Origin of the sequence: Hymenobacter sp. 102, from assembly GCF_049949205.1 — a bacterium.
Classification (GTDB): domain Bacteria; phylum Bacteroidota; class Bacteroidia; order Cytophagales; family Hymenobacteraceae; genus Hymenobacter.
Map to the genome: position 1 here is coordinate 3863629 of NZ_CP188172.1, position 24474 is coordinate 3888102.

General features: G+C 57.1%; 22 protein-coding genes. 18 read left to right on the forward strand and 4 right to left on the reverse strand.

What is annotated here, in order from left to right; genetic code table 11:
- The first annotated feature begins 3 nt into the window (after positions 1-3).
- The 3 genes from ACN19L_RS16620 to ACN19L_RS16630 all read left to right on the forward strand — a co-directional run bounded on the left by ACN19L_RS16620 (position 4) and on the right by ACN19L_RS16630 (position 4130).
- A complete protein-coding gene (locus tag ACN19L_RS16620) occupies positions 4-915 on the forward strand; it encodes a glycosyltransferase family 2 protein (RefSeq protein WP_426490588.1) in 912 nt (303 codons plus the stop codon).
- A gap of 73 nt (positions 916-988) precedes the next feature.
- Positions 989-2845: an asparagine synthase (glutamine-hydrolyzing) gene (asnB, locus tag ACN19L_RS16625; RefSeq protein WP_226265856.1), complete on the forward strand. Its 1857-nt coding sequence runs from the start codon at positions 989-991 to the stop codon at positions 2843-2845.
- A 22-nt stretch (positions 2846-2867) separates the two neighbouring features.
- Positions 2868-4130: a glycosyltransferase gene (locus ACN19L_RS16630; RefSeq protein WP_426490589.1), complete on the forward strand. Its 1263-nt coding sequence runs from the start codon at positions 2868-2870 to the stop codon at positions 4128-4130.
- A 15-nt stretch (positions 4131-4145) separates the two neighbouring features.
- Here the strand turns inward: ACN19L_RS16630 and rffA are convergent, their stop codons facing one another.
- Both rffA and ACN19L_RS16640 read right to left on the reverse strand, forming a co-directional pair.
- Positions 4146-5300 carry a dTDP-4-amino-4,6-dideoxygalactose transaminase gene (rffA, locus tag ACN19L_RS16635; RefSeq protein ID WP_426490590.1) on the reverse strand — a complete coding sequence of 385 codons (1155 nt, stop codon included), beginning with the start codon at positions 5298-5300 and terminating at the stop codon, positions 4146-4148.
- The gene (locus ACN19L_RS16640) at positions 5297-6238 is read right to left on the reverse strand and encodes a glycosyltransferase family 2 protein (protein WP_426490591.1); all 942 of its coding nucleotides are present in this window, start codon (positions 6236-6238) and stop codon (positions 5297-5299) included. The genes rffA and ACN19L_RS16640 overlap by 4 nt, the downstream gene beginning before the upstream one ends.
- Before the next feature lie 120 nt (positions 6239-6358).
- On the opposite strand from ACN19L_RS16640, the gene ACN19L_RS16645 reads away from it, so the two are divergent.
- Positions 6359-7426 carry a glycosyltransferase gene (locus tag ACN19L_RS16645; protein ID WP_426490592.1) on the forward strand — a complete coding sequence of 356 codons (1068 nt, stop codon included), beginning with the start codon at positions 6359-6361 and terminating at the stop codon, positions 7424-7426.
- Here the strand turns inward: ACN19L_RS16645 and ACN19L_RS16650 are convergent.
- Both ACN19L_RS16650 and ACN19L_RS16655 read right to left on the reverse strand, forming a co-directional pair.
- Positions 7378-8748, reverse strand: a complete 1371-nt coding sequence (locus ACN19L_RS16650; protein WP_426490593.1) for a hypothetical protein — start codon at positions 8746-8748, stop codon at positions 7378-7380. The genes ACN19L_RS16645 and ACN19L_RS16650 overlap by 49 nt on opposite strands.
- 13 nt (positions 8749-8761) lie before the next feature.
- Complete coding sequence (locus ACN19L_RS16655) at positions 8762-10003, reverse strand: tol-pal system protein YbgF (RefSeq protein ID WP_426490594.1); 1242 nt, start codon at positions 10001-10003, stop codon at positions 8762-8764.
- 138 nt (positions 10004-10141) lie between these two features.
- On the opposite strand from ACN19L_RS16655, the gene ACN19L_RS16660 reads away from it, so the two are divergent.
- The 14 genes from ACN19L_RS16660 to ACN19L_RS16725 all read left to right on the forward strand — a co-directional run bounded on the left by ACN19L_RS16660 (position 10142) and on the right by ACN19L_RS16725 (position 24474).
- Complete coding sequence (locus tag ACN19L_RS16660; protein WP_426490595.1) at positions 10142-11056, forward strand: M20/M25/M40 family metallo-hydrolase; 915 nt, start codon at positions 10142-10144, stop codon at positions 11054-11056.
- A gap of 181 nt (positions 11057-11237) precedes the next feature.
- Positions 11238-13475: a sodium-translocating pyrophosphatase gene (locus ACN19L_RS16665; RefSeq protein WP_426490596.1), complete on the forward strand. Its 2238-nt coding sequence runs from the start codon at positions 11238-11240 to the stop codon at positions 13473-13475.
- A gap of 185 nt (positions 13476-13660) precedes the next feature.
- On the forward strand, positions 13661-14200 hold the full coding sequence (hpt, locus tag ACN19L_RS16670) for a hypoxanthine phosphoribosyltransferase (RefSeq protein WP_426490597.1): 540 nt from the start codon (positions 13661-13663) through the stop codon (positions 14198-14200).
- A 120-nt stretch (positions 14201-14320) separates the two neighbouring features.
- Positions 14321-14944: an adenylate kinase gene (locus ACN19L_RS16675; protein ID WP_426490598.1), complete on the forward strand. Its 624-nt coding sequence runs from the start codon at positions 14321-14323 to the stop codon at positions 14942-14944.
- A 115-nt stretch (positions 14945-15059) separates the two neighbouring features.
- On the forward strand, positions 15060-16058 hold the full coding sequence (gene obgE / locus ACN19L_RS16680; RefSeq protein ID WP_426490599.1) for a GTPase ObgE: 999 nt from the start codon (positions 15060-15062) through the stop codon (positions 16056-16058).
- A gap of 166 nt (positions 16059-16224) precedes the next feature.
- Positions 16225-16803: a nucleotide exchange factor GrpE gene (locus ACN19L_RS16685; RefSeq protein WP_426490600.1), complete on the forward strand. Its 579-nt coding sequence runs from the start codon at positions 16225-16227 to the stop codon at positions 16801-16803.
- Between the two features lie 132 nt (positions 16804-16935).
- A complete protein-coding gene (gene dnaJ, locus ACN19L_RS16690) occupies positions 16936-18081 on the forward strand; it encodes a molecular chaperone DnaJ (protein ID WP_426490601.1) in 1146 nt (381 codons plus the stop codon).
- Between the two features lie 468 nt (positions 18082-18549).
- Positions 18550-19053: an RNA polymerase sigma factor gene (locus ACN19L_RS16695; protein WP_426490602.1), complete on the forward strand. Its 504-nt coding sequence runs from the start codon at positions 18550-18552 to the stop codon at positions 19051-19053.
- A gap of 251 nt (positions 19054-19304) precedes the next feature.
- Positions 19305-19700 (forward strand): hypothetical protein, encoded by a 396-nt coding sequence (locus tag ACN19L_RS16700; RefSeq protein WP_426490603.1) that lies wholly within the window; start codon positions 19305-19307, stop codon positions 19698-19700.
- Between the two features lie 123 nt (positions 19701-19823).
- Positions 19824-20786, forward strand: coding sequence for an ABC transporter ATP-binding protein (locus tag ACN19L_RS16705; protein ID WP_426490604.1), 963 nt, complete (start codon positions 19824-19826; stop codon positions 20784-20786).
- Positions 20787-20867: 81 nt separating this feature from the next.
- Positions 20868-22202 (forward strand): ABC transporter permease, encoded by a 1335-nt coding sequence (locus tag ACN19L_RS16710; RefSeq protein ID WP_426490605.1) that lies wholly within the window; start codon positions 20868-20870, stop codon positions 22200-22202.
- A 116-nt stretch (positions 22203-22318) separates the two neighbouring features.
- Complete coding sequence (locus tag ACN19L_RS16715) at positions 22319-23191, forward strand: ChaN family lipoprotein (RefSeq protein WP_426490606.1); 873 nt, start codon at positions 22319-22321, stop codon at positions 23189-23191.
- A 160-nt stretch (positions 23192-23351) separates the two neighbouring features.
- Entirely contained in the window at positions 23352-23813 is a 462-nt protein-coding gene (locus ACN19L_RS16720; protein ID WP_426490607.1) for a hypothetical protein, read from the forward strand.
- Between the two features lie 25 nt (positions 23814-23838).
- The gene (locus tag ACN19L_RS16725; RefSeq protein WP_426490608.1) at positions 23839-24474 is read left to right on the forward strand and encodes a hypothetical protein; all 636 of its coding nucleotides are present in this window, start codon (positions 23839-23841) and stop codon (positions 24472-24474) included.

Consider the following 24474-nt stretch of genomic DNA (forward strand, 5'->3'; position numbering starts at 1 on the left):
CTGATGCAACAAGCTCCTTTTTTCTCAGTCGTTATTCCCACCTACAATCGGGCTGACTTCATTACCGCTACCGTGCAGTCGGTGCTGGCCCAGCAATTCGCCGGGCTGGAAGTGCTGATTGTGGACGATGGCAGCACCGATGCTACCGCGCAGGTAGTGCAGCCATTGCTGGCCGATGCCAGAGTGCAGTACCTGCCCAAACAGAATGCCGAGCGGGGAGCAGCCCGGAACTACGGCTTTGCCCGGGCCACTGGGGAGTATGTCCTGTTTCTGGATTCCGATGATTTGTGGCTGCCCCATTACCTGACGGTACTGCATCAGGAAATTGAGCAACAGCAGCAGCCCAATTTCATTGCCTGCAAATTTGTGCTGGACCGGGGCGGTCGGCAGGTGTCCAGTGATTTGGCCCCGCTGCCGGCTGGCCGCTACGGGTTGCCGCTCTTTCTGCACGGTAATCCGCTGGCGTGCAATTTTGCCGTGCGTCGGCAAAATCCGCAGCTGATTTTGTTTGAAGAAGACCGGCAGTATGCCTCAGTTGAGGACTGGATGTTTCTGCTGCAGAACATGCAACAGGATCAATTTTATCTGGTAGACGACGTGGCCATCGTCATGAATGACCACGACGCCCGATCCATGCGCGCCGACCACCGGACCATGACCAGCCGCTGGCTGAAGCTCCCTCAGTGGATTGATGCGCATCTGCAGCTCAGTGTGGCGCAGCGCAGACAGCTGCTGGGGCACATTTACTACCTTTGCGCCATTCATGCGTATGCAGCGGGGGCGCGTGAGGAGTCGTTGCAGTTTGCTTGGAAGGCCGCTGGGGTGTTACCCAAAAGCAAGGCGGCCATCTTGTTGCTGCGGTGCCTGGCTGGGGTTTCTGCCGTTGATGCGGTAAAGAAGCTGGTAGTCAGATAGTCCCCTGACCATATTTCTCAAGGAGAGGCCGCATCCAGCGGCTCTTTTCATGTTTACATAATTGCTTTTGCCCATGTGTGGTATTGCTGGTTTCCTGAATCGTACGGCAGCTTCGCCCTTTACCGAGGACATGCTGCGCAGCATGACTACCTGTCTGGCGCACCGGGGCCCCGATGCGGACGGCTTCTATTTTGACGGCACCGTAGGGCTGGGGCACCGCCGGCTGAGTATCCTGGACCTTTCCTCGGCGGCCAACCAGCCCATGTTCTCGCACAACGACCGGTACGTAACAGTATTCAACGGCGAGGTATACAACTTCCAGGAAATCCGGGACCGGCTGGGGGTGGCCATGCATACTACCTCCGATACGGAGGTGCTGCTGGAGTCGTTTGTGCGGCAAGGGCCAGCCTTTGTGCAAGAGCTGAACGGCATGTTCGCCATTGCCATCTACGACAAGCAAACCGGGCAGCTGGATATCTTCCGGGATAGAATGGGCAAGAAGCCCGTGTACTATTATCTGGATGCCAACAGCTTTGCCTTTGCGTCGGAGCTGAAGTCAATTACCAACCTGGCCGCCGTACGCAAGCGCCTCTCGGTTGACAAGGCCGCCGTCAACCAGTTCCTGTATCTGGGCTACATTCCCCGGCCCCGCACCATTTACAGCGAGGTGAAGAAGATGGACTCCGGCGCCCACATTCGGGTTACTGCCACCGATTTCCAGGAAAGCCGCTACTGGAAGCTGGAGGAGCAGGTAAAACCGGAGGTGCTAAGCGACGAGGCCGAGGCCAAACGGCAGCTCCACGAGCTGGTGCGCTCCTCCGTGCAGTACCGCATGATTGCCGACGTTCCATTTGGTACCTTTCTGAGCGGCGGTATCGATTCGAGCCTGGTAACGGCTATGGCGCAGGATGTTTCCGCAACGCCGGTCAAAACATTCTCCATCGGGTTCGATTCGGCCAAGCACAACGAGTCGAGCTACGCGGCAGCCGTAGCAAAGCACCTGGGCACCGACCACCACAGCTTTCTGGTAACGGAGGCCGAAGCTCGGGAAAGCATGGCGGAGCTGGCCACCATCTACGACGAGCCCTACGCCGACTCATCGGCGGTGCCCACCCTGCTGGTGTCCCGGCTGGCCCGGCAAAACGTTACCATGGCCTTGTCGGGTGATGGCGGGGATGAGCTCTTCCACGGGTACGGTATGTATACCTGGGCCAACCGCATGGCCAACCCGGCCGTGAACATGCTGCGGCACCCGGCCCGGCTGGTGATGCAGCGTATGGGCAACCGCTACAAGCGGGTGGCCGATTTGCTGAACTACCCGGCGCAGGAGCGCCTGCGCAGCCACATCTTCTCGCAGGAGCAATACCTGTTCTCCGAAAGAGAAATCGAACGGCTGGTAGTACCCGGCACGTACAACCTGCCGGCTTTGCCGGAGCAGTGGCCGGCCCCACGCCCGCTTACGCCCGCCGAGCAGCAGGCTCTGTTTGATATGCAATATTATCTGCAGGACGACCTGCTGGTGAAGGTGGACCGGGCCTCGATGCGCTACTCGCTGGAAACCCGCGGGCCGCTGTTGGACTACCGGATTGCGGAGTTTGCCCTGAACCTGGACCCGGCCCTGAAGGTGAAAGATGGGGTGAGCAAGTATCTGCTCAAGCAAGTGCTGTACGACTACGTGCCGGCTCACATCTTCGACCGACCCAAATGGGGCTTCTCCGTGCCGCTGGGCACGTGGCTGAAAAAGGACCTGCACTACTTGGTTGACGAATATCTGAAGCCGGAAGTGCTTGAAAAAGCGGGTTTTGTTCGGCCTGAGGTTGCCCGGGAAGTGGTTCGCCGTTTCGAAGCCGGCGAAGACCACCTCTACAACCGGGTGTGGTTGCTGATTGTGCTGCACCAGTGGGCCGAAACTCACCAGTTTGCTGCTTAACTACCTTTTTCTGCCTGAACGCATGGCCTCCACCGCGCCCCGCATCCTGTTTATTTCCTACGATGGCATGACTGACCCGCTTGGGCAGTCGCAGGTGTTGCCGTACCTGGTAGGGCTAGCCCGGCAGGGCTACAACATCACGCTGCTTTCTACGGAGAAAAAAGACCGGTTTGCGCAGTACGAGAGTACAATCCGGGCCATTACCGATGCAGCGGGCATCCGCTGGGAGCATATTTTCTTCACCCGCAAGCCGCCGGTGCTGGCCAAGTTCTACGACCGGTACCAGCTGCGGCAAAAGGCCCTAGCGCTGCACCAAGAGCTACGGTTTGACATGACGCACTGCCGCAGCTACGTAAGCGCGGAGGTTGGCCTGCTGCTGAAGCGCAAATACGGCGTGAAGTTCCTGTTTGATATGCGCGGCTTCTGGGTGGATGAGCGGGTGGAAGGTGGCATGTGGAATCTGCAGAATCCCATTTTCCGGCGTGCCTACCGAACCTACAAGCGGAAAGAAGCGGAGTTCATTGCCGCCGCCGATGGTATCATTAGCCTTACCGAAAACGGGAAAGGCGAGATGCAGACCTGGCCGTCGTACACTGGCACGCCCATAACCGTTATTCCCTGCAGCGCCGATTTTTCTGTTTTTCCGCTGCTGACGGCTCCGGATAAGCAGGCGGCCCGGCAGCAGCTCGGCTACGCGCCCGACGGGCTGATTGTCAGCTACCTGGGCTCGATTGGTGCGTGGTACCTGCTGGACGAAATGCTAGCACAATTTGCCGTCATCAAGCAGCAATACACGGGGGCCAAAATGCTGTTCGTGACGCAGGAGCCCGCCGAAATGGTATTGGAGGCTGCCCGCAAAGTGCCTGGGCTGGAACCCTCCGATTTTCTGGTGCGGCCCGCTACGCGCAAAGAAGTGCCCAAATTGATTGCCGCCTCCGATCTGAATTTGTTTTTTATCAAGCAGAGCTATTCCAAAAAGGCCAGCTCGCCCACCAAGCTGGGCGAAATTCTGGCCATGGGCTTGCCGGTTATCTGCAACGATGGGGTGGGCGACGTGGCAGGTATCATTCAGCAAACGGATGGGGGCCATGTGGTATCTACCCTAAACAGGGCGGGCTACGAAGCGGCTGCTGCCAGCATCCCAGCGTTGCTACAGAAGGATGGCGCCCAGCTCCGGCGTAAGGCGCAGCAGTATTACGATCTGCAAACGGCCATTGGGCGGTATGTGGGTGAGTATCAGCGCCTGGTGCCGTTAGGCCAAGCAAATCCTGCTCTTGCTCAGTAACGCTGCGCGGTGCGGCTACTGCGCGTAGAAGCGGTGGATGCACTGAATGATGAACTGCTGCTGCGCTGGTTGTAACTCGTGGTAAAGGGGCAAGCGGATGATTCGGTTGCTGAAATGCGTGGCCCACGGTAGCGGCCGGCCATCATGTTGCGCCTGAAAGAACGGGCTGCTGTGCAAAGGCAGGTAATGAAAAACCGCCAGAATATGCCGTTGTTTCAGAAAGGCTATCAGCGCGTCCCGTTCCTGCTGGCTGTTACAGATAAGGGCGAACAGGTGCCAGTTGGCTCTATCCGCAGCCCTGGTTGGGAGCAGGCTGAAATGCCCGTTAGCCGCCAAAGGAGCTAGGCCCGCCGCATACGTCTGCCACAGTACCTGCCGCTGCTGCTGAATCTGGTGCCGAGCCTCCAGCTGCCCCCACAGGTAAGCGGCATTCAGCTCGGAGGGCAGGAAAGAAGACCCGATATCCACCCATTCGTAGCGCGCGGCCTCGCCGCGGGCAAATGCGGCCCGGTTGGTACCCTTTTCCCAGATGATTTCTGCGCGGGCGGCCAATTGGGGCGCATTTATCGCCAACAGCCCCCCCTCACCCGCGCTGATATTCTTGGTTTCATGAAACGAGAAGGCCGCCAGATGGCCAAACGTACCCAGGCGCTGCTCGTGGTGCCACGCCTCAATTGCCTGGGCGGCATCTTCCACCACCCATATGGTATGTGCCTCGGCCAGTGCCAGTAAAGCGCGCATATCACAACCCTGCCCGCCGTAATGCACCGGCACAATGGCGCGGGTGCGCGGGGTAATCAGCTGCTGAACCTGTGCAACATCCAGATTGGGATGCGTCGGGGAGCTGTCGGCAAACACAATGTGGGCTCCGCGCAGCAGAAAGGCATTAGCGGTGGAGGTAAACGTGAAGCTCGGGATAATTACCTCGTCGCCGGGCTGGATGTCCAGCAGCAGGGCCGCCATTTCCAGCGCATCGGTGCCGCTGGTTGTCAGCAGGGCCTTGCTGAATCCGTATTCGGTTTCGAAAAAATGCTGACAAAGGCGCGTAAACATACCATTGCCGGACAGTTTGCCATTCGCAACGGCCTGCCGAATATGTGTTAGCTCGGAGCCGGCAAGAAAAGGCCGGTTGAAGGGAATGAAATTGGGCGGCAGATTTTCGAGTATCATTCCGGGTGGGTGGTTTGCGCAATTATGTACAGCGGCCGGGCCCGTACTCCTTCAAATGTTTTGCCCACGTACAGCCCCACCATTCCCAGTAGGGAAATAATAATGCCGGAAAACAGGCTGATGGAGACGATGAGACTTGCGTAGCCGGGGATCGTTATCTGCCCAAGCAGGTAGCGCAGCAGCATAATGAATCCCAAAAAAAAGGCGCCTCCCGATAGCAACAGGCCAAAATATACGGCGAGCCGCAACGGCTTATCGGAGTATGTGAGAAGAATATCCAGCGCCAGCCGGAGTCTGCTGAGCAAGGAATACGATGATGGCCGGGTGCTGCGGCCGTGCGTAACGGCCAGCGTGGTTTGTCGAAACCCGGCCCAGCGTACCAGGGTAGGGAAGTAGCGGGTCGTTTCCCGCATCTGCACCAACACATCAATAAGCTGCCGGTGATAAATCCCGAAATTACCAACTCCGGAATTCTGCGCCTGCCCGGTCAGGCGCGTCAGCACCTGGTAAAACAGCCAGGAGCCCCACCGGGTGCTTCGCGTGTCTGTGCGCGCGTGGCGGTGCGCCAGCACTGCTTCGTAGCCTTGGTGGGCCTTGGCCAGTAACCGGGGAATTTCCTCCGGTTGGTCCTGCAGGTCGCAATCCATCACCACCACCCATTCGCCGGTGCTCCGGTCCAGGCCGGCCGTAAGCGCGTAGTGCTGTCCAAAGTTCCGGGACAGGCGCAGCCCGGTAATGCGGAAATTTCGGCGCGCGGCCGCCTGAATCAGCTGCCAGTCAGTGCTTTCCGGGCTGGCGTCGTCTACCAGAATAATCTCGTAGGTGATGTTCCGGGCTTCCAGCGTGTGCGTCAGGCGTTGCAGCAACTCCGGTAGTGCATCTCCCCCCCGGTACACCGGAACAACTACTGAAAGCGTTGGCGAGGAAGCAGGTATCATAGGGGTTTTGCGGGAGAGAAAGCCAAATATACGTCCCGCCCGCGCAGGGCAAGAGCCGGTCGGCGTCGTTCCCGTACCTTTGTGGCAGGTACTACGGTTTGGTAGTGCGTTTTTCCGACTATGCAGATTCTATTCATTGCGCCTTACCCTCATGGCAAGGCACCTTCGCAACGCTTTCGGTTTGAGCAGTATTTTGACCTGCTGACGCAAGCGGGCTACAAATGGAAGCTCGCACCATTTATTTCGGATAGTACGTGGGCTATTCTGTATAAACCCGGGCACACGGTAGCCAAAGTCAGCGGTATTGTAGCAGGATTTATCCGGAGGTTCCTGTTATTATTTACCCTGAGTAACTATGACTATGTTTTTATTCATCGGGAAGCCTCACCAATTGGCCCGCCGATATTTGAATGGATAATAGCGAAGCTCCTGCGGAAAAAAGTGATATATGATTTTGATGATGCTATCTGGCTGGCAAATACTTCCGAAACCAATAAAATAGTAGCAGGTATTAAATGGCATCATAAAGTTGATGCCATATGTAAATGGGCGTATAAAGTAAGCTGTGGCAACGCGTATTTAAGAAACTATGCCCGGCAATTCAATACAAACGCGCTGATTAACCCCACTACTATTGATACGCTGAACCTGCACAACCAGGTGCGAAATCAACGCGCTGGAGGACCTTTGGTAATTGGCTGGACCGGTACCCATTCAACTTTGCAGTATTTACAGCAGATAGTGCCGGTATTGGCTAAATTAGAAAAGGAGTTTGAATTTGAATTTCGGGTTATTTCCAATCAAGCTCCCAATCTGCCATTAAAAAGCCTTATGTATCAACCCTGGCGCAAGGAATCGGAAATTCAGGATTTGCTGGGGTTTCACGTTGGGCTGATGCCATTGGAAGATGATCTTTGGGCAAAAGGCAAATGTGCCTTCAAGGCGCTGCAATATATGGCTCTCGGAGAGCCGGCACTGGTTTCACCAGTGGGTATGAATACCGAAGTGGTGCAGAATGGCGTGAACGGATACATCTGCGCGACGCCCGAAGAGTGGGAGCAGAGTCTGCGCAACCTATTACAGAATCCTGAACTGCGCGAAGAGTTGGGTACGCAGGCCCGGCAAACTATTGTTGAGCGCTACTCAGTAGTGGCGAACTGGCCCAATTTCCTCGCTCTTTTCAATTGAGCCGGATTCACAGCCTGTTTTCTGCGCGGCGCAGCTGCCATGAACTGCATAATATATAAACCTGATAAATAAAAAGGCATTAACGGGATTTTATAACGCACCAAGGTGCCAAAATTTCCGCTGTTAACTCCTACACCGATGGAGAAAATTATGGCAAACAAAAAACTAAACCACAGTATTGGTTTGGATGCTATAAGCTTCAGGCTGCGTACTATGCCTGTTTTGTATAATAGTGTGACTGTTAGGTATATAAACAAAGTGGCCTCTAATGCGGAAAGAAGCATAACGGGATTACGAGCTTCAAACAGAAACGGCCGGTAAAGGGAAACGATGATGGCTTGCGGGGCAACTTTGATAATTGAGCCAATTGAGCCATCTAATTCACCAATATTGTAAACGGACCCACTGACTACCTGCGTTGTTAAATAGTCGCGGGTAATTTTGCTTCGCTCACCAATTTTCTCGACATCATAGCGCTCGTCACCGGCGGTTAAGTTGGTAGCACCAAGGTAGCCTGCCGCAACGCCAACAAGCAGAAATACAGGTTTTAGAAAAGTGCGTAGAGCGGCAGACTTAATGCGTTGGTTGTTTTCGGTGAATACCCAGAATAATGCAGGCGGCAGAAAGGAAAGCAGGATATATACTTTTACGGTCATGATAACATACATGCCGATGAAGCCCATTATAACTGCTGATAAAATACTCTTGCGAATAATGAGGCCATGATAAAAGCCGTAGAAAACCCAGCCGAGGGCACCCATACAAATAGAATCCTTCATAAGGCCAGAGCCCCAGAAAAAGACGGATGGAAGAAAGAAAACGGCTACGGCTAACTTTTTGTAGGCGAGCGGATATATTCGAATAAACGTCACGTACATTGCCCACATGCCCGAGAAGCTAATAAATGCAAAGCCCAGCGCAATAACCGTGTAAGTATTAAAGCTAATAAGGGCAAATAAAGTGGCTATTTTTATAACAAAAAACTCGGTTGGTGACCTGTACCACTCCATCATACCAGCATATTTGCTCGTGACCGGATCAAATTCGCCGTGTGAGAATAATAGCTTTAACCCAATGGCAGGGGAATCTGTAAAGGCCTGATAAACTACTTTTACGTGATTGTAGTAATTATAAGTATCGCCCCCACTATAGTAGAATTGAAAAATCAGGCCTAGGCCAATAGCGCCCAGAAACTTCACTGAAAGCGCGGGAATAAAGTATTTTTTGGTGAGTGGGTTGGTAAACCGCTTGCGGAGCGCAAAGGCCAGCGCGTAGAACAGGCCCAGGTACAGAGGGGTGAGAAATAAATCCTTCAGTTCCATGGCAGGCGGGGTACTAGTATTTCTTAGGCTTGGCTTTCAGGTACGCTTTAGCCTCCTGATACTGCTCCGACTTCTTATCGGATTTATCCAGTACTACCGCATAGTACCGGCGGGCGGCAGTGGCATCCTTGGCCTTATCAGCCAGCCGGGCCAGGGCCAGATTCGCAAACACGTAGAAGCCGTACTTGGTTTCCCCGTTCTGCTCAGCAAACACAACGCTGCGCTGGTAATATTCCCGGGCCTTGGTGTAATCCTTATAACGGTTCTGCATTAGGTAACCCAGAAAGTAGGTGGCGTACCGGCCGCTGTTGGCCTCGTAGCCGGGCAGGCCCCGGTTAAGCTTATCCAAGATGTCCCGGCTTACCCGCTCGCACTCCCGGAACTCGCCCTGCCGAAAGCAGATATTGGCATAGATGCGCTGGAAGTAACCGTTATCGGGGTAGGTGGTGGCCAGGTAGCGCGCCACGGGCAAAGCCTGCTCCGGCTTATCTTCCTCGTTGAGCAGGATGCGCATGAGGAATACGCGGGCTTCCGGACCCACGTAGAAACCGTTGTCGGCCACGTTGCGCAGCTGCTGCAGGCCCAGTTGCTTGTTGCCCTTGGGGAAGAACAGCAACACCGGCTTGAGCAAAGGATAGTTTTCCGGAATCCAGACGGCGTAGTAGTTGAACAGGGCCTGTCCGAACAGAAACTCGGGGCTTAGCCCGTTGGCTTCTTTGCTTTTATCAAGGTAGTCCAGAGCCCGCTTGGCACTGACGGTGGCTTTGCGCCAGTCGTGCCGCTCGGCGTGCAGGCGGCCGTCAAATCCGTAGCCGGCCGCCAGGAAGAAGCAGGCTTCGTAGTTCTTGCTGTCTGCTTTGTACATGGCTTCCCCCTTGGCAATGGTGGTATCCATGTAGGCAAAAAACTGCTTATCGTAGAGGGTAGTCTGAATACCGCTGGGCATGATTTTCCACCACGTGCTCAGCCCCAGCAAAAAGTAGGGCATGGGGTGGTTGGGGTAGCGGCGGCGCAGGCTGCGGAACTGGCGCTCGGCTTTGTCGTATTTGAAGTTGTAAAGGTTGTAAACGGCTCCTTCGAGCTCTGTTTGCATATCCTTATCCAGCAGCAGCCACCCTTTGGTATCTACGGCGGCAGGGGCTACATCTACGTTTTCCAGCCGGACCTGCTGCACCGAATCGGGGAGAGCCGCGGGCCGGGTTGTGTCCGGTTGCTGTGCCCAGGCTGCTTCCGGCAGCCAAGCGAACAGTAGCAATAGGACAAAAGGAAAACGTGAGAGCATACGTACACTACAATTGCGGTTTCACACACTAACAGAGCCTGCCCTACACCGCCTATCCGGGCAGCTAAAGTAGAACATTTGTCCTAGTTTTGGACAAATAATATACGCTACATGCAGCTTTTACAGAGCCTTTGCCAGATTGCTGCCCCATCCGGCCACGAAGCTCCTCTGACAGAATACTTGCTTCATTACGTTCGGCAGCAGCAACAGCAGTGGCGCACTCGGCCAACGGTGCTGACCGGGGGAGAGTTCCAGGATTGCATTATTCTAGTATTTGGAAAGCCGCGTACGGCTGTATTTGCCCATCTCGACAGTATTGGCTTTACTGTTCGCTACGGCCGGCAACTGGTGCGCATTGGCGGGCCGGTGGTCAAAACCGGCTACCAACTGGTAGGGGAGGACTCGCTGGGGAAAATAGATTGTACGCTGGTGGTGCACGAAGAAACCGGGGCCCTCAGCTACGAGTACCACCGGGAGATTGAGCGGGGAACGGACCTGACGTTCCGCTGCGACTTCCGGGAAACCGATAGCACGGTACAAAGCTGCTACCTCGACAACCGCCTGGGCATTTGGAATGCTTTGCGCCTGTGTGAGACGCTGGAAGATGGCATCGTGGCCTTCAGTTGCTGGGAGGAGCACGGCGGTGGCTCGGTGGCCTACCTGGCCAAGTACATCTACGACACCTATGGCGTGCGGCAGGCGCTGATTTCTGACATCACTTGGGTGACGGAAGGCGTGCAGCCGGGCCAGGGCGTGGCTATTTCCCTGCGCGACTCCCTGATTCCGCGCCGCAGCTACGTGGAGCGTATCCGGCGCATTGCCGAAGCCTCCGGGGTGCCATTTCAGCTGGAAGTGGAAGGCAGCGGCGGCTCCGACGCCAAAGAGCTGCAGCACGGGGCCCAGCCCTGGGACTGGTGTTTCGTTGGCGCGCCCGAAGACAATGTGCACACGCCCGACGAAGTTGTGGATAAGCGCGACATCGACAGCATGCTGGCTTTATACCGGGTGCTGATGCGCGAATTATAAGCACCTGAAGGTGGGGAGGAAATGGCTGAAACGGCTGCAGGCGGAGCATGGTCTCCACCAGCAGCCGTTTTTCTGTGGAGGGGCGGAGCTATCAGCTGATTATTAGGGAATAACTTCTATTTTACCCGCCCATTCGTTCTTTCAGTTCTCTCCCAACCATAACTCCCTGTTCCCACCGTTTATGATGAATTTTCTTTACGTAGTGCCGGCCCTGGGTGTGCTGGCGTTGCTCTACACGTGGCTACGCGCCGGCTGGGTGAGCCGGCAGGATGCGGGTGATGAGCGAATGCGCACTATTGCCGGCTACATTGCCGATGGGGCTATTGCCTTCTTACGCGCCGAGTACAAAGTGCTGGCACTGTTTGGGCTGATTGCAGGGGCGTTTCTGTTCTATCTGGGCAGCACCGGTGAGAAGTCCAGCCCTGTCATCGTTATTGCCTTTCTGATTGGAGCCGTATTCTCGGCGCTGGCGGGCTTCATCGGAATGAAGATTGCCACGAAAGCCAACGTACGCACAGCCCAGGCCGCCCGCACTTCGCTGAGTAAAGCCCTGAACGTGTCGTTTTCGGGTGGCTCGGTGATGGGGATGGGCGTGGCCGGGTTGGCGGTACTGGGGCTGGGCTCGTTGTTTTTGATTTTCTACCAGATGTTCGTAGTCAGCAAGAACGGCTCGGCCAACGGTATTGAGATGGAAACGGCCCTGGAAGTGCTGACGGGCTTCTCGCTGGGGGCCGAAAGCATTGCCCTGTTTGCCCGCGTGGGCGGCGGTATCTACACCAAAGCCGCCGACGTGGGCGCTGACCTGGTAGGCAAAGTGGAAGCCGGTATTCCGGAAGACGACCCTCGCAACCCCGCCACTATTGCCGACAACGTGGGTGACAACGTGGGCGACGTGGCCGGTATGGGCGCCGACCTGTTCGGCTCCTACGTGGCCACCATTCTGGCCACTATGGTGCTGGGCCGGGAAGTAGTGGCCCGCGGCGACCAGTTTCAGGGACTTTCCCCCATTCTGCTGCCGATGGCCATTGCCGGCATGGGCATTGTGGCCTCACTGGTTGGCATTCTGATGGTGCGGGTGAAGGAAGGCGGCAGCGTGCAGGCTGCGCTGAACCTGGGCAACTATGTGTCGGTGCTGGTATCGGCCGTGGCATCTTACTTCATCATTCGCTGGATGCTGCCCACCGAAGATCTGACCATCCGGGGTATCACCTTCAACTCGATGAACGTGTTTTATGCCGTGCTGGTGGGCTTAGTGGTGGGTACGCTCATGAGCATCATCACCGAGTACTACACGGCCATGGGCAAGCGGCCGGTGCTCAGCATTGTGCGGCAGAGCAGCACCGGGCACGCCACTACCGTAATTGGCGGCTTGGCCGTGGGCATGGAAAGCACCGTGCTGCCCATTATTGTGCTGGCCGCCGGCATTATTCTTAGCTACGAGTGTGCGGGCCTCTACGGCGTAGCCATTGCCGCGGCCGGCATGATGGCCACTACGGCTATGCAGCTGGCCATTGACGCCTTCGGGCCCATTGCCGACAACGCCGGCGGTATTGCCGAAATGAGCGAGCTACCCAAGGAAGTACGTGAGCGTACCGATATTCTGGATGCTGTGGGTAACACCACGGCGGCTACCGGTAAAGGCTTCGCCATTGCCTCGGCAGCCCTTACCTCGCTGGCCTTGTTTGCCGCTTTCATGGGTACGGCCAATATCAATGCCATTGATATCAGCAACGCCCGGGTACTGGGCGGTCTGTTTGTGGGCGCTATGATTCCGTTCATCTTCTCGGCGCTGGCTATTGCGGCCGTGGGCCGGGCGGCTATGGCCATGGTGCAGGAAGTGCGTCGGCAGTTCCGCGAAATTCCGGGTATTATGGAAGGCACCGGCCGGCCTGAGTATGAGAAATGCGTGGCCATTTCCACCCAGGCCGCTATTCGGGAAATGATGCTGCCCGGTGCAATTGCCCTTATTGTACCGGTGCTGGTAGGCTTCACCTTCGGGCCCGAAGTGCTGGGCGGTACGCTGGCCGGGGTTACGGTGTCGGGCGTGCTGATGGCCATGTTCCAGAGCAACGCCGGCGGGGCCTGGGACAACGCCAAGAAGTCGTTTGAGAAAGGCGTGCAGATTGACGGCGAAACCCACTACAAAGGCTCCGAAGCCCACAAAGCCTCCGTCACCGGCGACACGGTAGGGGACCCGTTCAAGGATACCTCCGGCCCCAGCATGAACATCCTCATCAAGCTCATGAGTATTGTGTCGCTGGTAATTGCTCCCCACATTGCCGCCCCCGAGCGGGGCATGGCCGGGCAACAGGAGCCGCAATGGCAGCGCAAAACCGAGGAGACCGTGCGCCCCAAGGTGAAATACGCGGATGTCACGGACCGCACCCTGGAGGCTGTACAGGTGCTGCTGGGGAAATGAGTTAGTAGTGGTTCGTTGTCAGTTGTTAGATGGACGTCCTCAGGGATTCAGAACAAATACCAAACAACTGACAACGAACAACCAGCAACAGGCAACTCGAAACTGACAAAGCCGCTTCCTGAACCGGGGGCGGCTTTTTCTGTTACCTTTGCCCGCCCGCTCACCCACGGCCCAACCCCAAACGGATGAACCCGGACTATATTTCGCTGCACAACAAGCAGTTTGCACCCTACCTGTCGGCTGCGGAGTTGCAGGCGGCCATCAAGCAAGTCGCTACTCAACTGAACCAGGACTATACCGGCCAGCCGGTGATGTTCGTGGTAGTCCTGAATGGCTCGTTTATGTTTGCCGCCGACTTACTGAAGGAAGTAAGCCTGCCCTGCGAAGTCTGCTTTATTCGGGTAGCCTCTTACCAGGGTACCAACAGCACGGGTGAGGTCAAGGAGGTATTGGGCCTCACCGAGGACCTGACAGGCCGCCACGTCATCATTGTGGAGGATATTGTGGACACTGGCCACACCATGCGCATGCTGCTGGAAACCCTGGGTAAGCAGCAGCCGGCTTCGCTGGAAGTAGCCACGCTGTTCCTGAAGCCCGAGTGCCTCCAGCACGAGCTGAATCTGCGCTACGTGGGCTTGAGCATTCCCAACGATTTTATTGTCGGCTACGGCCTCGATTTTGACGGACTGGGCCGTAATTACCCTGATGTGTACAAGGCAGTGTAGGGCCAACGGCGGCGACGGCGTAGCTGAAATTCGCTGACGCACGTACAGGCTTTCCCATTCCTTGTGTATCTTACCCAACCCCTCCCGTTTTCTCCTTCCCCGCGTAACCCCTAGCTACTCATGCTGAATCTCGTGCTCTTCGGCCCGCCCGGTGCCGGCAAAGGAACGCAAAGCCAGAAGCTGATTGCCCGCTATAATCTGGTTCATTTGTCCACCGGCGACCTGCTGCGCGCTCAGATTGCGCAGGGTACTGAACTGGGCCTGCGGGCCAAGAAATTAATGGATGAAGGTCTGCTGGTACCCGATGAAGTGGTGATTGGCATGATTGACTCGGCCCTGAAAACCAATAAACAGGCTTCGGGCTTCATCTTCGACGGTTTCCCGCGCACGGTACCCCAGGCCGAAAGCCTCGACCGCCTGCTGGCCGAGCACGAAACCGCAGTATCGTGCATGGTGGCGTTGGAAGTAGCTGAGGAAGAGCTGGTGAAGCGCCTGCTGGAGCGCGGCAAAACCTCCGGCCGCCCCGACGATCAGGACGAAACCAAAATCCGCAAGCGCGTAACGGTGTACAATACCGAAACCGCCCAAGTGGCGGGCTATTACGCCAACCAGCAGAAATTCCACGCCCTGAACGGCATTGGTGCCATCGAGGACATCTTTGGGCAAATCTGCACCATCCTGGATGGGCACCAGCCTGCTGCTACCGAAGGCAGCCGCCAAGCAACCGACGAAGTAAAAGCGTAACTTTGCCGCTGCTACCCGTCTGGGTAGTGGCAGAACCATCTGTCATCCCGGCTATTTCTCCCGTTCTGCGGCAGAAATAGCCGGGATGACAGTTTTTTTAACATCGCACAGCAGCATGGCTTCCAATAATTTCATCGACTACGTCAAAATCAACTGCCGCTCGGGCAAGGGTGGAGCGGGCTCGCATCACTTTTTCCGGGCCAAGGGCCTGCCCAACGGCGGCCCCGATGGTGGCGACGGGGGCCGGGGCGGCCATATTATTCTGGAAGGCAGCTCCCAGCTTTGGACCCTGCTGCACCTGCAGTACCAGAAGCACCTGATTGCCCAGGCCGGCGAAAACGGCGGTGAAAACCTGCGCTCCGGCAAGCAGGGCGAGGACATTATCATCCAGGTACCCCTCGGTACCGTAGCCCGTGACGCGGAAACCGGCGAGAAAAAGCTGGAAATCACGGAGGATGGGCAGCGCCTCATTCTCACGCCCGGCGGCCGCGGCGGCCTCGGCAACGACCACTTCAAATCGGCCACCAACCAGGCCCCGCAGTACGCCCAGCCCGGCGAGCCAGGCATTGACGAGTGGGTGATTCTGGAGCTGAAGCTGCTGGCCGATGTGGGCCTGGTAGGCTTTCCCAACGCCGGTAAAAGCACGCTGCTCTCGGTGGTGTCGGCGGCCAAGCCCAAAATTGCCGACTACGCCTTCACCACGCTCACGCCTAACCTGGGCGTAGTAGCCTACCGCGACTACAAGTCGTTTGTGATGGCCGATATTCCGGGTATCATCGAAGGAGCGGCCGAGGGCCGGGGCCTGGGCCACCGCTTCCTGCGGCACATTGAGCGAAACTCCATTCTGCTGTTTCTGATCAGCTGTGACTCGCCCGACATCAACGCCGAGTATAACGTGCTGTTGAGCGAGTTGGAGCAGTTCAACCCGGAGCTACTGGATAAGAAGCGCCTGCTGGCCATTACCAAATCAGACATGCTGGATGAGGAGCTGGAAGCGGAAATCCGCACGTCCCTGCCCACTGATCTGCCCACCATCTTCATTTCCAGCCTGACCAACAAGAACATTCAGCCGCTGAAGGACCTGATCTGGCAGGCGCTGCACGCGCAGGAGTAACCCCACCAGCATTGCGCCGAAGTCCGCCACCTAGTCCGAACTAAACGCAGCCGACCAATGGTTTCCGTGTCAAACTGACAGCCGGATTGCATTTGGCGCGCTCCTTGTTGCCGGTTTCTGCTCTATGTCCCCAAGCTTCAACCCATTCCGACGATTTAAAGCGAAAATGGCTGACGATATCAACCTGAACCCCGAAGAATCCCAAGAGTCAACAGCTGCCGAACAGGTAGCTGGTGAAATGACCGACGATACCGTTGGCAACGGCGAAGCAGCCGGTGCTGAAGGTGCTCCTCACGCTACGGCTTCCAAAACCGATGCGGAGTTGACCGACCTGAAAGATAAGTACCTGCGCCTGGCTGCCGAATTTGAGAACTACAAGCGCCGCACCACCAAGGAGCGCGCCGACCTGTTCAAAACCGCCAACCAGGAGCTGATGGTGTCCCTGCTGCCGGTGCTCGATGATTTCGACCGGGCCCGTCACCACACCAAGGATACCGATGACGCCGATGCCGTGCGTGAGAGTGTGGACATCATCTACAACAAGCTCAACAAGACCCTTACGCAAAAGGGCCTCACTACCATGGAAACCAAAGGTGGTGCCTTCGACCCCGAGCTGCACGAAGCCATTACCCAGATTCCGGCCCCCACGGAAGATCTGAAGGGTAAAATCGTGGACGAGGTGGAGAAAGGCTACTACCTCGGCGACAAGGTAATCCGCCACGCCAAAGTGGTACTGGGTCAGTAAACAGAAAGAACGTCATGCAGAGGCGCAGCCGAAGCATCTCGCGTGGCACATTGCATACATAGTAACACCTACTGTCAGCACGCGAGATGCTTCGGCTGCGCCTCTGCATGACGGACGAAGTACACTACCAACATGGCAACGAAGCGAGATTATTACGAGGTGTTGGGCGTAGCCAAATCAGCCTCCGGCGACGAGCTGAAATCGGCGTACCGGAAGCTGGCTATCAAGTATCACCCCGATAAAAACCCCGACGACCCTTCGGCGGAAGATAAATTCAAAGAGGCGGCTGAGGCCTACGAGGTGCTCAGCGACCAGGACAAACGCGCCCGCTATGACCGGTTTGGTCACCAGGGTGTGGGTGGTGGTGGTCAGGGCCCCAGCATGGAGGATATCTTCAGTCACTTCGGCGACATCTTCGGCGGGGGCGGGGGCGGGGGCTTCGAGAGCTTCTTTGGGGGCGGGGGCCGCGGCCAGGGCCGGCGCGTGCGCAAGGGTTCCAACCTGCGCATCAAGCTGAAGCTGGACCTGGAAGAGGTGGCCAACGGCGTGGAGAAGAAAATTAAGGTGAAGCGCTACGTGGCCTGCAACACCTGCTCCGGAACCGGCGCCAAAAACGGTACCGACCTGAAAACCTGCGGTACCTGCCAGGGCCAGGGCCAGGTGAAGCGCGTGGTGAACACCATGCTAGGCCAGATGGTAAGCGCCAGCACCTGCCCCACCTGCGAGGGCGAAGGCAAAGTAGTAACCAGCAAGTGCGACGTGTGCCACGGCGACGGCCGCCAGCTGCACGAGGAAGTAATACCCATCAACATTCCGGCGGGCGTAGCTGAGGGCATGCAGCTCAGCATGAACGGCAAGGGCAACTTCCCGGAGCGCGGCGGCGTGCCCGGCGACCTGCTCATCCAGATTGAGGAGGAGCCGCACGAGTCGTTGAAGCGTGAGGGCAACAACATCATGTACGAGCAGTATCTCTCGTTCGTGGATGCCGCCCTGGGGGCCAGCATTGAGGTGCCCACCATTGAAGGCAAGGTGAAGATTAAGGTGGAGCCGGGCACGCAGCCGGGCAAAATCCTGCGCCTGCGTGGCAAGGGCATCAAGGACATCAACGGCTACGGCCGCGGCGACCAGCTGATTCACCTGAGTGTGTGGACGCCTAAGAACGTAACCAGCGAGGAGCGCGAGCTGCTGGAGAAACTCCGTGACGCCCGCAACTTCACGCCTAACCCCGGTAAAAACGAGAAAGGCTTCTTCGAGAAAGTGAAGGAGTATTTCCAGTAAACACGGACTCAGCCGGATTTCACAGATAAGTATAGCCCGCTTCCCTGCCCAGGGGAGCGGGCTTTTTTGTGGCCCGAGCTTGCGCTTGGGCCGAACGGAAACTACCGGATTGCAGAATTATAGCCGTTTTGCGAACAGTATATCTAGCGTGTAGAGACGCGACACTTCGCGTCTCCCCGTTCGCGTCGCCCGAACAAAATCGTTCAATAACGAGACGCGACACTTCGCGTCTCTACAGTATCCACCGTTCGCGACACGGCTATAGGTTCCGGTCCGATGGCGCAGTCGTCCGACCGGTTGTCGTGCGGAGCCGTTGCTGTCGTCGTCATTTGGCCGTCAGGATGCAGCAAACCGGCCGGACAACTGCGCCATCGGACCGGTGGCCGGCTAAGCGTGCAAAAAAAAGGTTGGACTGAGTTGTAATGCGGTAGTGGGGGTGCCGATATATCCGGCAAACTTCCCCACCGTATGCCCGCCGCTGCCCCGGATTTTCTGCGCCTGTTGAACGAGCACCAGCCCCTGCTGCAGCGGGTAGCACGCCTGTACTGTGCCGATGCAGAGGAACGGCAGGATTTGTACCAGGAAATAGTGCTACAGCTGTGGCGGGCGTGGCCGCAGTACCGGCCGGGAGCGGCCAAAATCAGTACCTGGCTGTACCGGGTGGCGCTGAACGTGGCCATTACCGATTTGCGCCGCCGCACCCGCGCCCCCACGCCAGCCCGCTTTGGCGGGGCCGCCCCGCCGGAGCTGCCCGCCCCGCCGCCCGAGGGCCCCGACGCCGACGACCTGGCCCAGCTCTACTGCGCCATCGAGCGGCTCTCGCAGGTGGAAAAGGCCTTCGTGCTGCTGTACCTGGAGGAGCGCACCTACGAGGAAATGGCCGATATCCTCGGCATCACCCAGAATAATGTGCGCGTGAAAATGCACCGCGTGCAGGAAAAACTCCGCCAACTTCTTCCCCTCGTTGCCTGATGGAACTCGATGATTTTCGCCGGAAATGGCAGCAAATACCCTCTCCCGTTTCTCCTGCCGATACTTTTCCTACTGAACAGACCCTACGTGCCATGCTTGCCTCCTCTGCCTCTACGAATCCGCTGCACCGGTTAAGAAAAAATGCTACGAAAGAGCTCCGATGGGTGATAATGGCTTTCCTTTTAAGCGGATTTAACGCCTTGGTATTGGGCCGGCACGAAGCAAACCTGCAACGGTTTGCCGTGGGAGTCATGCTGATGCTGGTTGTAGTGGGGGTGATTGTGTACCGGCGTCTGCAGGTAATCAAAGAAATGCAGCATCAGGACGATAATCTGTACACCTTCCTGCAAACCCGCATTGTCAAATTTCGTGGGCTGATGCGCCTGCATGATTACGTGGGGGTAGCATGCTTGGTGATGCTCGTCATGGTAGTGCTGATGGTGCGGTCCGGAGACGTACGGGATTATCTGAGTCCTGCGCATGCCGCCTGGAACTGGCATCTGGCCGTTGCGCTCAGCATCGGGTTGGTAGTACTGGCAGTCATCTACGCCAGCTACGCGATGGGCAAGAAAGAACACCAGCGCCGTTACGGCCGCCACCTCGACCAGCTGGAAGCGGCTCTGCGCGAGCTGGAGGCCCCCGAATAACGCCCGTTCAGGTAGCCTTTCCGACAGTTCAGGTCCCGAAAATGCCGGTTGGTTGGAATTCCGGTGGTGCCTTTATCGGGTTCCTGTAATATTACATCTGTAACCTTTGTGTCTCTCTGCGCTGTGAAAACACCTATCCTCGAAGTCCGCGACGTACGCAAGCAGTACGCCGCCCACACGGCCCTCGATGGCGTGAGCCTCGTGGTGCCCGAAGGCTCCATCTTTGGTTTGCTGGGCCCCAACGGAGCCGGCAAAACCTCCCTGATCCGCATTATCACCCAGATTACCGGGGCCGACTCGGGGCAGGTGCTGTTCCGGGGCGAGCCGCTGAACCCTTCCCACATCGGGCGTATCGGCTACCTGCCCGAAGAGCGGGGGCTCTACAAGAAGATGAAAGTGGGGGAGCAGCTGCTGTACCTGGCCCAGCTCAAAGGCATTCCGAAGGAAGAAGCCCGCGTGAAAATCAAGAGCTGGCTGGAGCGGTTCGATATTAAAGGCTGGGCCGAGAAGAACATTGAGGATCTGAGCAAGGGCATGCAGCAGAAGATTCAGTTTATTGCCACCGTGGTGCACGACCCCGAACTGGTGATTCTGGATGAGCCTTTCTCCGGCTTCGACCCCATCAACGCCAACCTGCTCAAGGATGAGATTCTGGCCATGCGCGACCGGGGCACCAGCATCATCTTCAGCACCCACCGCATGGAATCGGTGGAGGAAATGTGCGACCATATTGCCCTGATCAACCGCTCGCGCAAAGTGCTGGATGGGCCCGTGCGCGAGGTGCGCGACGCCTACCGCACCCAGACCTACGAGGTGGAGGGCAAAGGCCGCCCCATGCTGGTACACCCCGATTTCGAAGTAGTGAAGCACCAGGAGCGCGAAAACGGCTTCTTCTACGACATTGTGAAGCTGCACGCCGGGGCCACGCCCAATGACTTGCTGCGCTACCTGATTGGGCCGGCCGGGGTGGAGGTGCACGCCTTCCGCGAGATGGTGCCCAGCATCAACGACATCTTTATCCGGCGCGTGCGCGAAACTCACCCCGATTACGTGCCCACGGAGGAGGAAATGGCCGTGAAAGGATAGAAGCCAGACGTTGTGCCTGGGTTCGGTCGTCAACCAATTTTTCTCTTCTCCTGACTTTCCGCATTTAACTTTCCTACTCTCATGTCCAAGACCTGGCTGATTGCGCAGCGCGAATACCTCACGCGGGTGCGCAAAAAGAGTTTCATCATTATGTCGCTGCTGGGGCCGCTGATTACGGCTGCCATCTTCGCCGTACCGGTGGTTATTGCCCTGATGTCGGACAACAACAAGGTAGTAGCCGTGGCTGATGCTGGCGGGCTTTTCGTTGACAAGCTGCCCGATCCGAAGGAAGATATCAGCTTCACCCGCGTATCGCCGGAGCTAACGGCCGCCAAAGCCGAGTTTAAGAAGGCCAAGTATGATGCCCTGCTGTACATCCCGAAGCTGGACCTGACCACCCCCAACGGCTTCCAGGTGTTCTCGCGCAAAGGGCTGGGCCTGTCGTTGCAGCGGGATATTGAGCGGGCCGTAGAAAACGCCGTGGAGGCCCAACGCCTCAAGAAAGCCGGCCTCGATCAAGCCGTACTAAATACCATGAAGGCCGATGTGGAGCTGCAGACCATCAGTCTCAGCGACGATGGGGAGCGAAGCTCCAGCACCGGCGTGAGTACTGGCGTAGCCTACGTGTGCGGCTTCCTGATTTACATGTTCATCTTCATCTACGGCATTCAGATTATGCGCGGGGTAATGGAAGAGAAGACCAACCGCATTGTGGAGGTGGTTATTTCTTCGGTAAAGCCCTTTGAGCTGATGATGGGCAAAGTGCTGGGCATTGCCGGCGTAGGGTTTACGCAGCTGGCCCTGTGGCTGGTATTGTCGTTCGGCATTATGTCGGCCATTACCGGGTCCATGAGCCCGGAGAAAATTGCGCAGCAACGGGTGGAGCAGGTAAACACCGCCGCTGGTAACACGGCCGTGGTGGCGGAGGACAAGGAAACCAAGAAAGAAGGTAACGCCATTGTGCAGGCTCTGAAAACGGCCGACATCAACGTTGCCCTGATTGCCGGCTGTTTCCTGTTCTACTTCCTGGGTGGCTACCTGTTCTACGGGGCACTGTTCGGGGCCATTGGTTCGGCTGTGGACAGTGAGACCGACACCCAGCAGTTTATGATGCCCGTGACCATGCCGCTGGTGCTCACTTTCGTGGTGGCCCAGGCCACGCTCACCACCAACCCCAACGGGCAGGTGGCCTTCTGGATGTCGATGATTCCGTTTACCTCGCCCATTGCCATGATGATGCGCCTGCCCTTCGGGGGCGTGCCCATGTGGCAGCTCGGCCTTTCCATGCTGCTGCTGATTGCTGGGTTCCTGGGCACCATCTGGCTGGCCGGCCGCATCTACCGCGTCGGTATCCTGATGTACGGCAAGAAAGTGACCTACGGCGAGCTGTCGAAGTGGCTGTTCTATAAAGGCTAGAACAGCACTGCGCCCTCTGCGAAACCACTGCGTCTTCTGCGGGCTAAGTCGTTGTTACGATTTTAGCCCGCAGAGGACGCAGTGGTTTCGCGGAGGGCGCAGTGTATCTTCGTGGTATGCGCACATCGTTGTTTTTATTGGCTCTGCTGTTTAGCCTGGCGGTGCAGGCGCAGGACAAACCCGCCTACCGCCTGTTTACGGCCGCCGGCAAGCCCACCGGGTATAACCAGATGCTGCAGGAGCTGGCCCGCGCCGACGTGGTGTTCTTCGGCGAGCAGCACAACGACCCCATCGGGCACTGGCTGGAGCTGCAGCTGACCCGCGACCTGCTGCGGCTGCGCCAGGGCCGGCTGGTGCTGGGCCTGGAAATGTTTGAACGCGACGTGCAGCCCCTGGTAGACCAGTACACCACCGGCGAGCTGGACGACAACGCCTTCGAAGCCGACAGCCGCCCCTGGCCCAACTACGCCACCAACTACCGCCCCCTGCTGCAGTTGGCCCGGCAGCAGAAGTTTCGGGTGGTGGGCACCAACGTGCCCCGCCGGTACGCCTCGCAGGTAGCCAAGGGCGGGCTCGAAACCCTGAATACCCTGCCCGCTGCCGAAAAAGCCTGGCTGGCCCCTTTGCCGCTGACGGTGGATTTTGCGCTGCCCGGCTACCAGCAGATGGCCGCCATGTTCGGGGCCGATGCGGCCCACTCGGCTGGCACCCAGAACATCATCCGGGCCCAGGCCCTGAAGGATGCCACCATGGCCTACTTCCTCAACCAGGCCCGCCCCGAGGGCCATCTGCTGCTGCACCTCAACGGCAGCTTCCACTCCGACAACCACGACGGCATTCTGGCCTATTTGCGCCAGCAGAACCCTAAGCTGAAGGTGCTTACCATCAGCACGGTGCTGCAGGAGCAACTGGATAAGCTGGCGAAAGACAATCAGCAGAAGGCAGATTTCGTGGTGGTTGTACCGGCTGATATGACCAAAACGTATTGATAATATGAATCAGCAAGCTTTAAATATTCTAGCAGAAGCTATCAGTGATGTAGGAGTGTGGAGTTGGTGGGTAGCTGAATGACCTGACCTGGTTCAGCTTGAGTTTCGTGGAACACAACTACTATTCTCGGGCCATACTGCTGAAAAAGCTGCCTCAACGATGGTGGCGCTGCAATTTCGCAATCCTGTTTCCGTGAGCTTTCTGTCAGATGAGAATTTGCCAATTGAAGAGGCGCATTCATGGCCACAGAAACTGCACAATGACGAAACAGATGGCTTCACATGTAGCTACGGCTTCTTCACTTTCGTTGATGATGCATTGATGCAAGAAATAGTGAGCGAATTGGGTACTACCCACACAGTGTTTGGGACGAAGCCTTTTTCACCGGAATTCAATGAAAGTCCTGTTAAAATATGCTTTAGAGCGGGCGATATAGGAATGATAATCGGCGCCGAATCACTGAGAATTTTATCCCACGAAGGAGAAGTATTGTTATCAGAGGTAGAAGAAAAGAATCGACAGTGGTGGAGCTATTGGAAGCAGTATTGGCAAGTAAAAGATACTGCTGATGCATATCCTATAGATTACGCCTGTGAAGTGACCATCCCGTTGCAGGGATAAAACCAAATTGAAGTTCTACCAACCCATGATTTCAACCCTCGACCCCGCCCAGCTACCCGACGCGGCTACACTGCAGCGCCTGTGCCAGTCGCTGGCTGCGCTGGATGCCATCAACTCGCCCGAGCCGGAGTACCGCTACTACACCTACAACCCGGAGTGGGATGCCCAGGAGGCCGTGTTTGAGATGACCGACGGGGAGGGCGACCAGATGCTGGTGCTGTTCCGGCCCGAGGGCTGCGTTATCAATGGCTTCCTGCACGAGTACGACCAGCCCGATAAAAGCCAGGTAACCCGCGGCCTGCCCGATGCTTTCGAGGAGTTCATGTTCGGGGAGCCGGTGAATTCCATCGGTACTACCTTCTGCCTGTGGTACACGCCCGCTCACGGTTGGCAGACCGGCGTGGTGGAAAACGAAGATGACGGCTCAGAGGAGCTGCTCTACATTTTCGACCAGAACCCCGAAACGTACGCCGACTGGGCCAACGAGTACTACCTCGACGGAACCGAGCGGGAGCTATTGGAACCAGAGGACGTGGCCGCTATTTACCGCCACGAACCTCTGACCCGCGAAACTGCCCGACGCATGAACAACGAACTGGAAGACTGGCCCCAGCTCGCCGCCGACCTCGACGGTATCGGCTACCCGCATCAGGTAAGCTAG

Excerpts from the sequence above, each read along its gene's own strand:
- ACN19L_RS16620 (WP_426490588.1), top strand. The coding sequence starts at position 4 with ATGCAACAAGCTCCTTTTTTCTCAGTCGTTATTCCCACCTACAATCGG.
- asnB (WP_226265856.1), top strand. The coding sequence starts at position 989 with ATGTGTGGTATTGCTGGTTTCCTGAATCGTACGGCAGCTTCGCCCTTT.
- ACN19L_RS16630 (WP_426490589.1), top strand. The coding sequence starts at position 2,868 with ATGGCCTCCACCGCGCCCCGCATCCTGTTTATTTCCTACGATGGCATG.
- rffA (WP_426490590.1), bottom strand. The coding sequence starts at position 5,300 with ATGATACTCGAAAATCTGCCGCCCAATTTCATTCCCTTCAACCGGCCT.
- ACN19L_RS16640 (WP_426490591.1), bottom strand. The coding sequence starts at position 6,238 with ATGATACCTGCTTCCTCGCCAACGCTTTCAGTAGTTGTTCCGGTGTAC.
- ACN19L_RS16645 (WP_426490592.1), top strand. The coding sequence starts at position 6,359 with ATGCAGATTCTATTCATTGCGCCTTACCCTCATGGCAAGGCACCTTCG.
- ACN19L_RS16650 (WP_426490593.1), bottom strand. The coding sequence starts at position 8,748 with ATGGAACTGAAGGATTTATTTCTCACCCCTCTGTACCTGGGCCTGTTC.
- ACN19L_RS16660 (WP_426490595.1), top strand. The coding sequence starts at position 10,142 with ATGCAGCTTTTACAGAGCCTTTGCCAGATTGCTGCCCCATCCGGCCAC.
- ACN19L_RS16665 (WP_426490596.1), top strand. The coding sequence starts at position 11,238 with ATGATGAATTTTCTTTACGTAGTGCCGGCCCTGGGTGTGCTGGCGTTG.
- hpt (WP_426490597.1), top strand. The coding sequence starts at position 13,661 with ATGAACCCGGACTATATTTCGCTGCACAACAAGCAGTTTGCACCCTAC.
- ACN19L_RS16675 (WP_426490598.1), top strand. The coding sequence starts at position 14,321 with ATGCTGAATCTCGTGCTCTTCGGCCCGCCCGGTGCCGGCAAAGGAACG.
- obgE (WP_426490599.1), top strand. The coding sequence starts at position 15,060 with ATGGCTTCCAATAATTTCATCGACTACGTCAAAATCAACTGCCGCTCG.
- ACN19L_RS16685 (WP_426490600.1), top strand. The coding sequence starts at position 16,225 with ATGGCTGACGATATCAACCTGAACCCCGAAGAATCCCAAGAGTCAACA.
- dnaJ (WP_426490601.1), top strand. The coding sequence starts at position 16,936 with ATGGCAACGAAGCGAGATTATTACGAGGTGTTGGGCGTAGCCAAATCA.
- ACN19L_RS16695 (WP_426490602.1), top strand. The coding sequence starts at position 18,550 with ATGCCCGCCGCTGCCCCGGATTTTCTGCGCCTGTTGAACGAGCACCAG.
- ACN19L_RS16700 (WP_426490603.1), top strand. The coding sequence starts at position 19,305 with ATGCTGATGCTGGTTGTAGTGGGGGTGATTGTGTACCGGCGTCTGCAG.
- ACN19L_RS16710 (WP_426490605.1), top strand. The coding sequence starts at position 20,868 with ATGTCCAAGACCTGGCTGATTGCGCAGCGCGAATACCTCACGCGGGTG.
- ACN19L_RS16715 (WP_426490606.1), top strand. The coding sequence starts at position 22,319 with ATGCGCACATCGTTGTTTTTATTGGCTCTGCTGTTTAGCCTGGCGGTG.
- ACN19L_RS16720 (WP_426490607.1), top strand. The coding sequence starts at position 23,352 with ATGGTGGCGCTGCAATTTCGCAATCCTGTTTCCGTGAGCTTTCTGTCA.
- ACN19L_RS16725 (WP_426490608.1), top strand. The coding sequence starts at position 23,839 with ATGATTTCAACCCTCGACCCCGCCCAGCTACCCGACGCGGCTACACTG.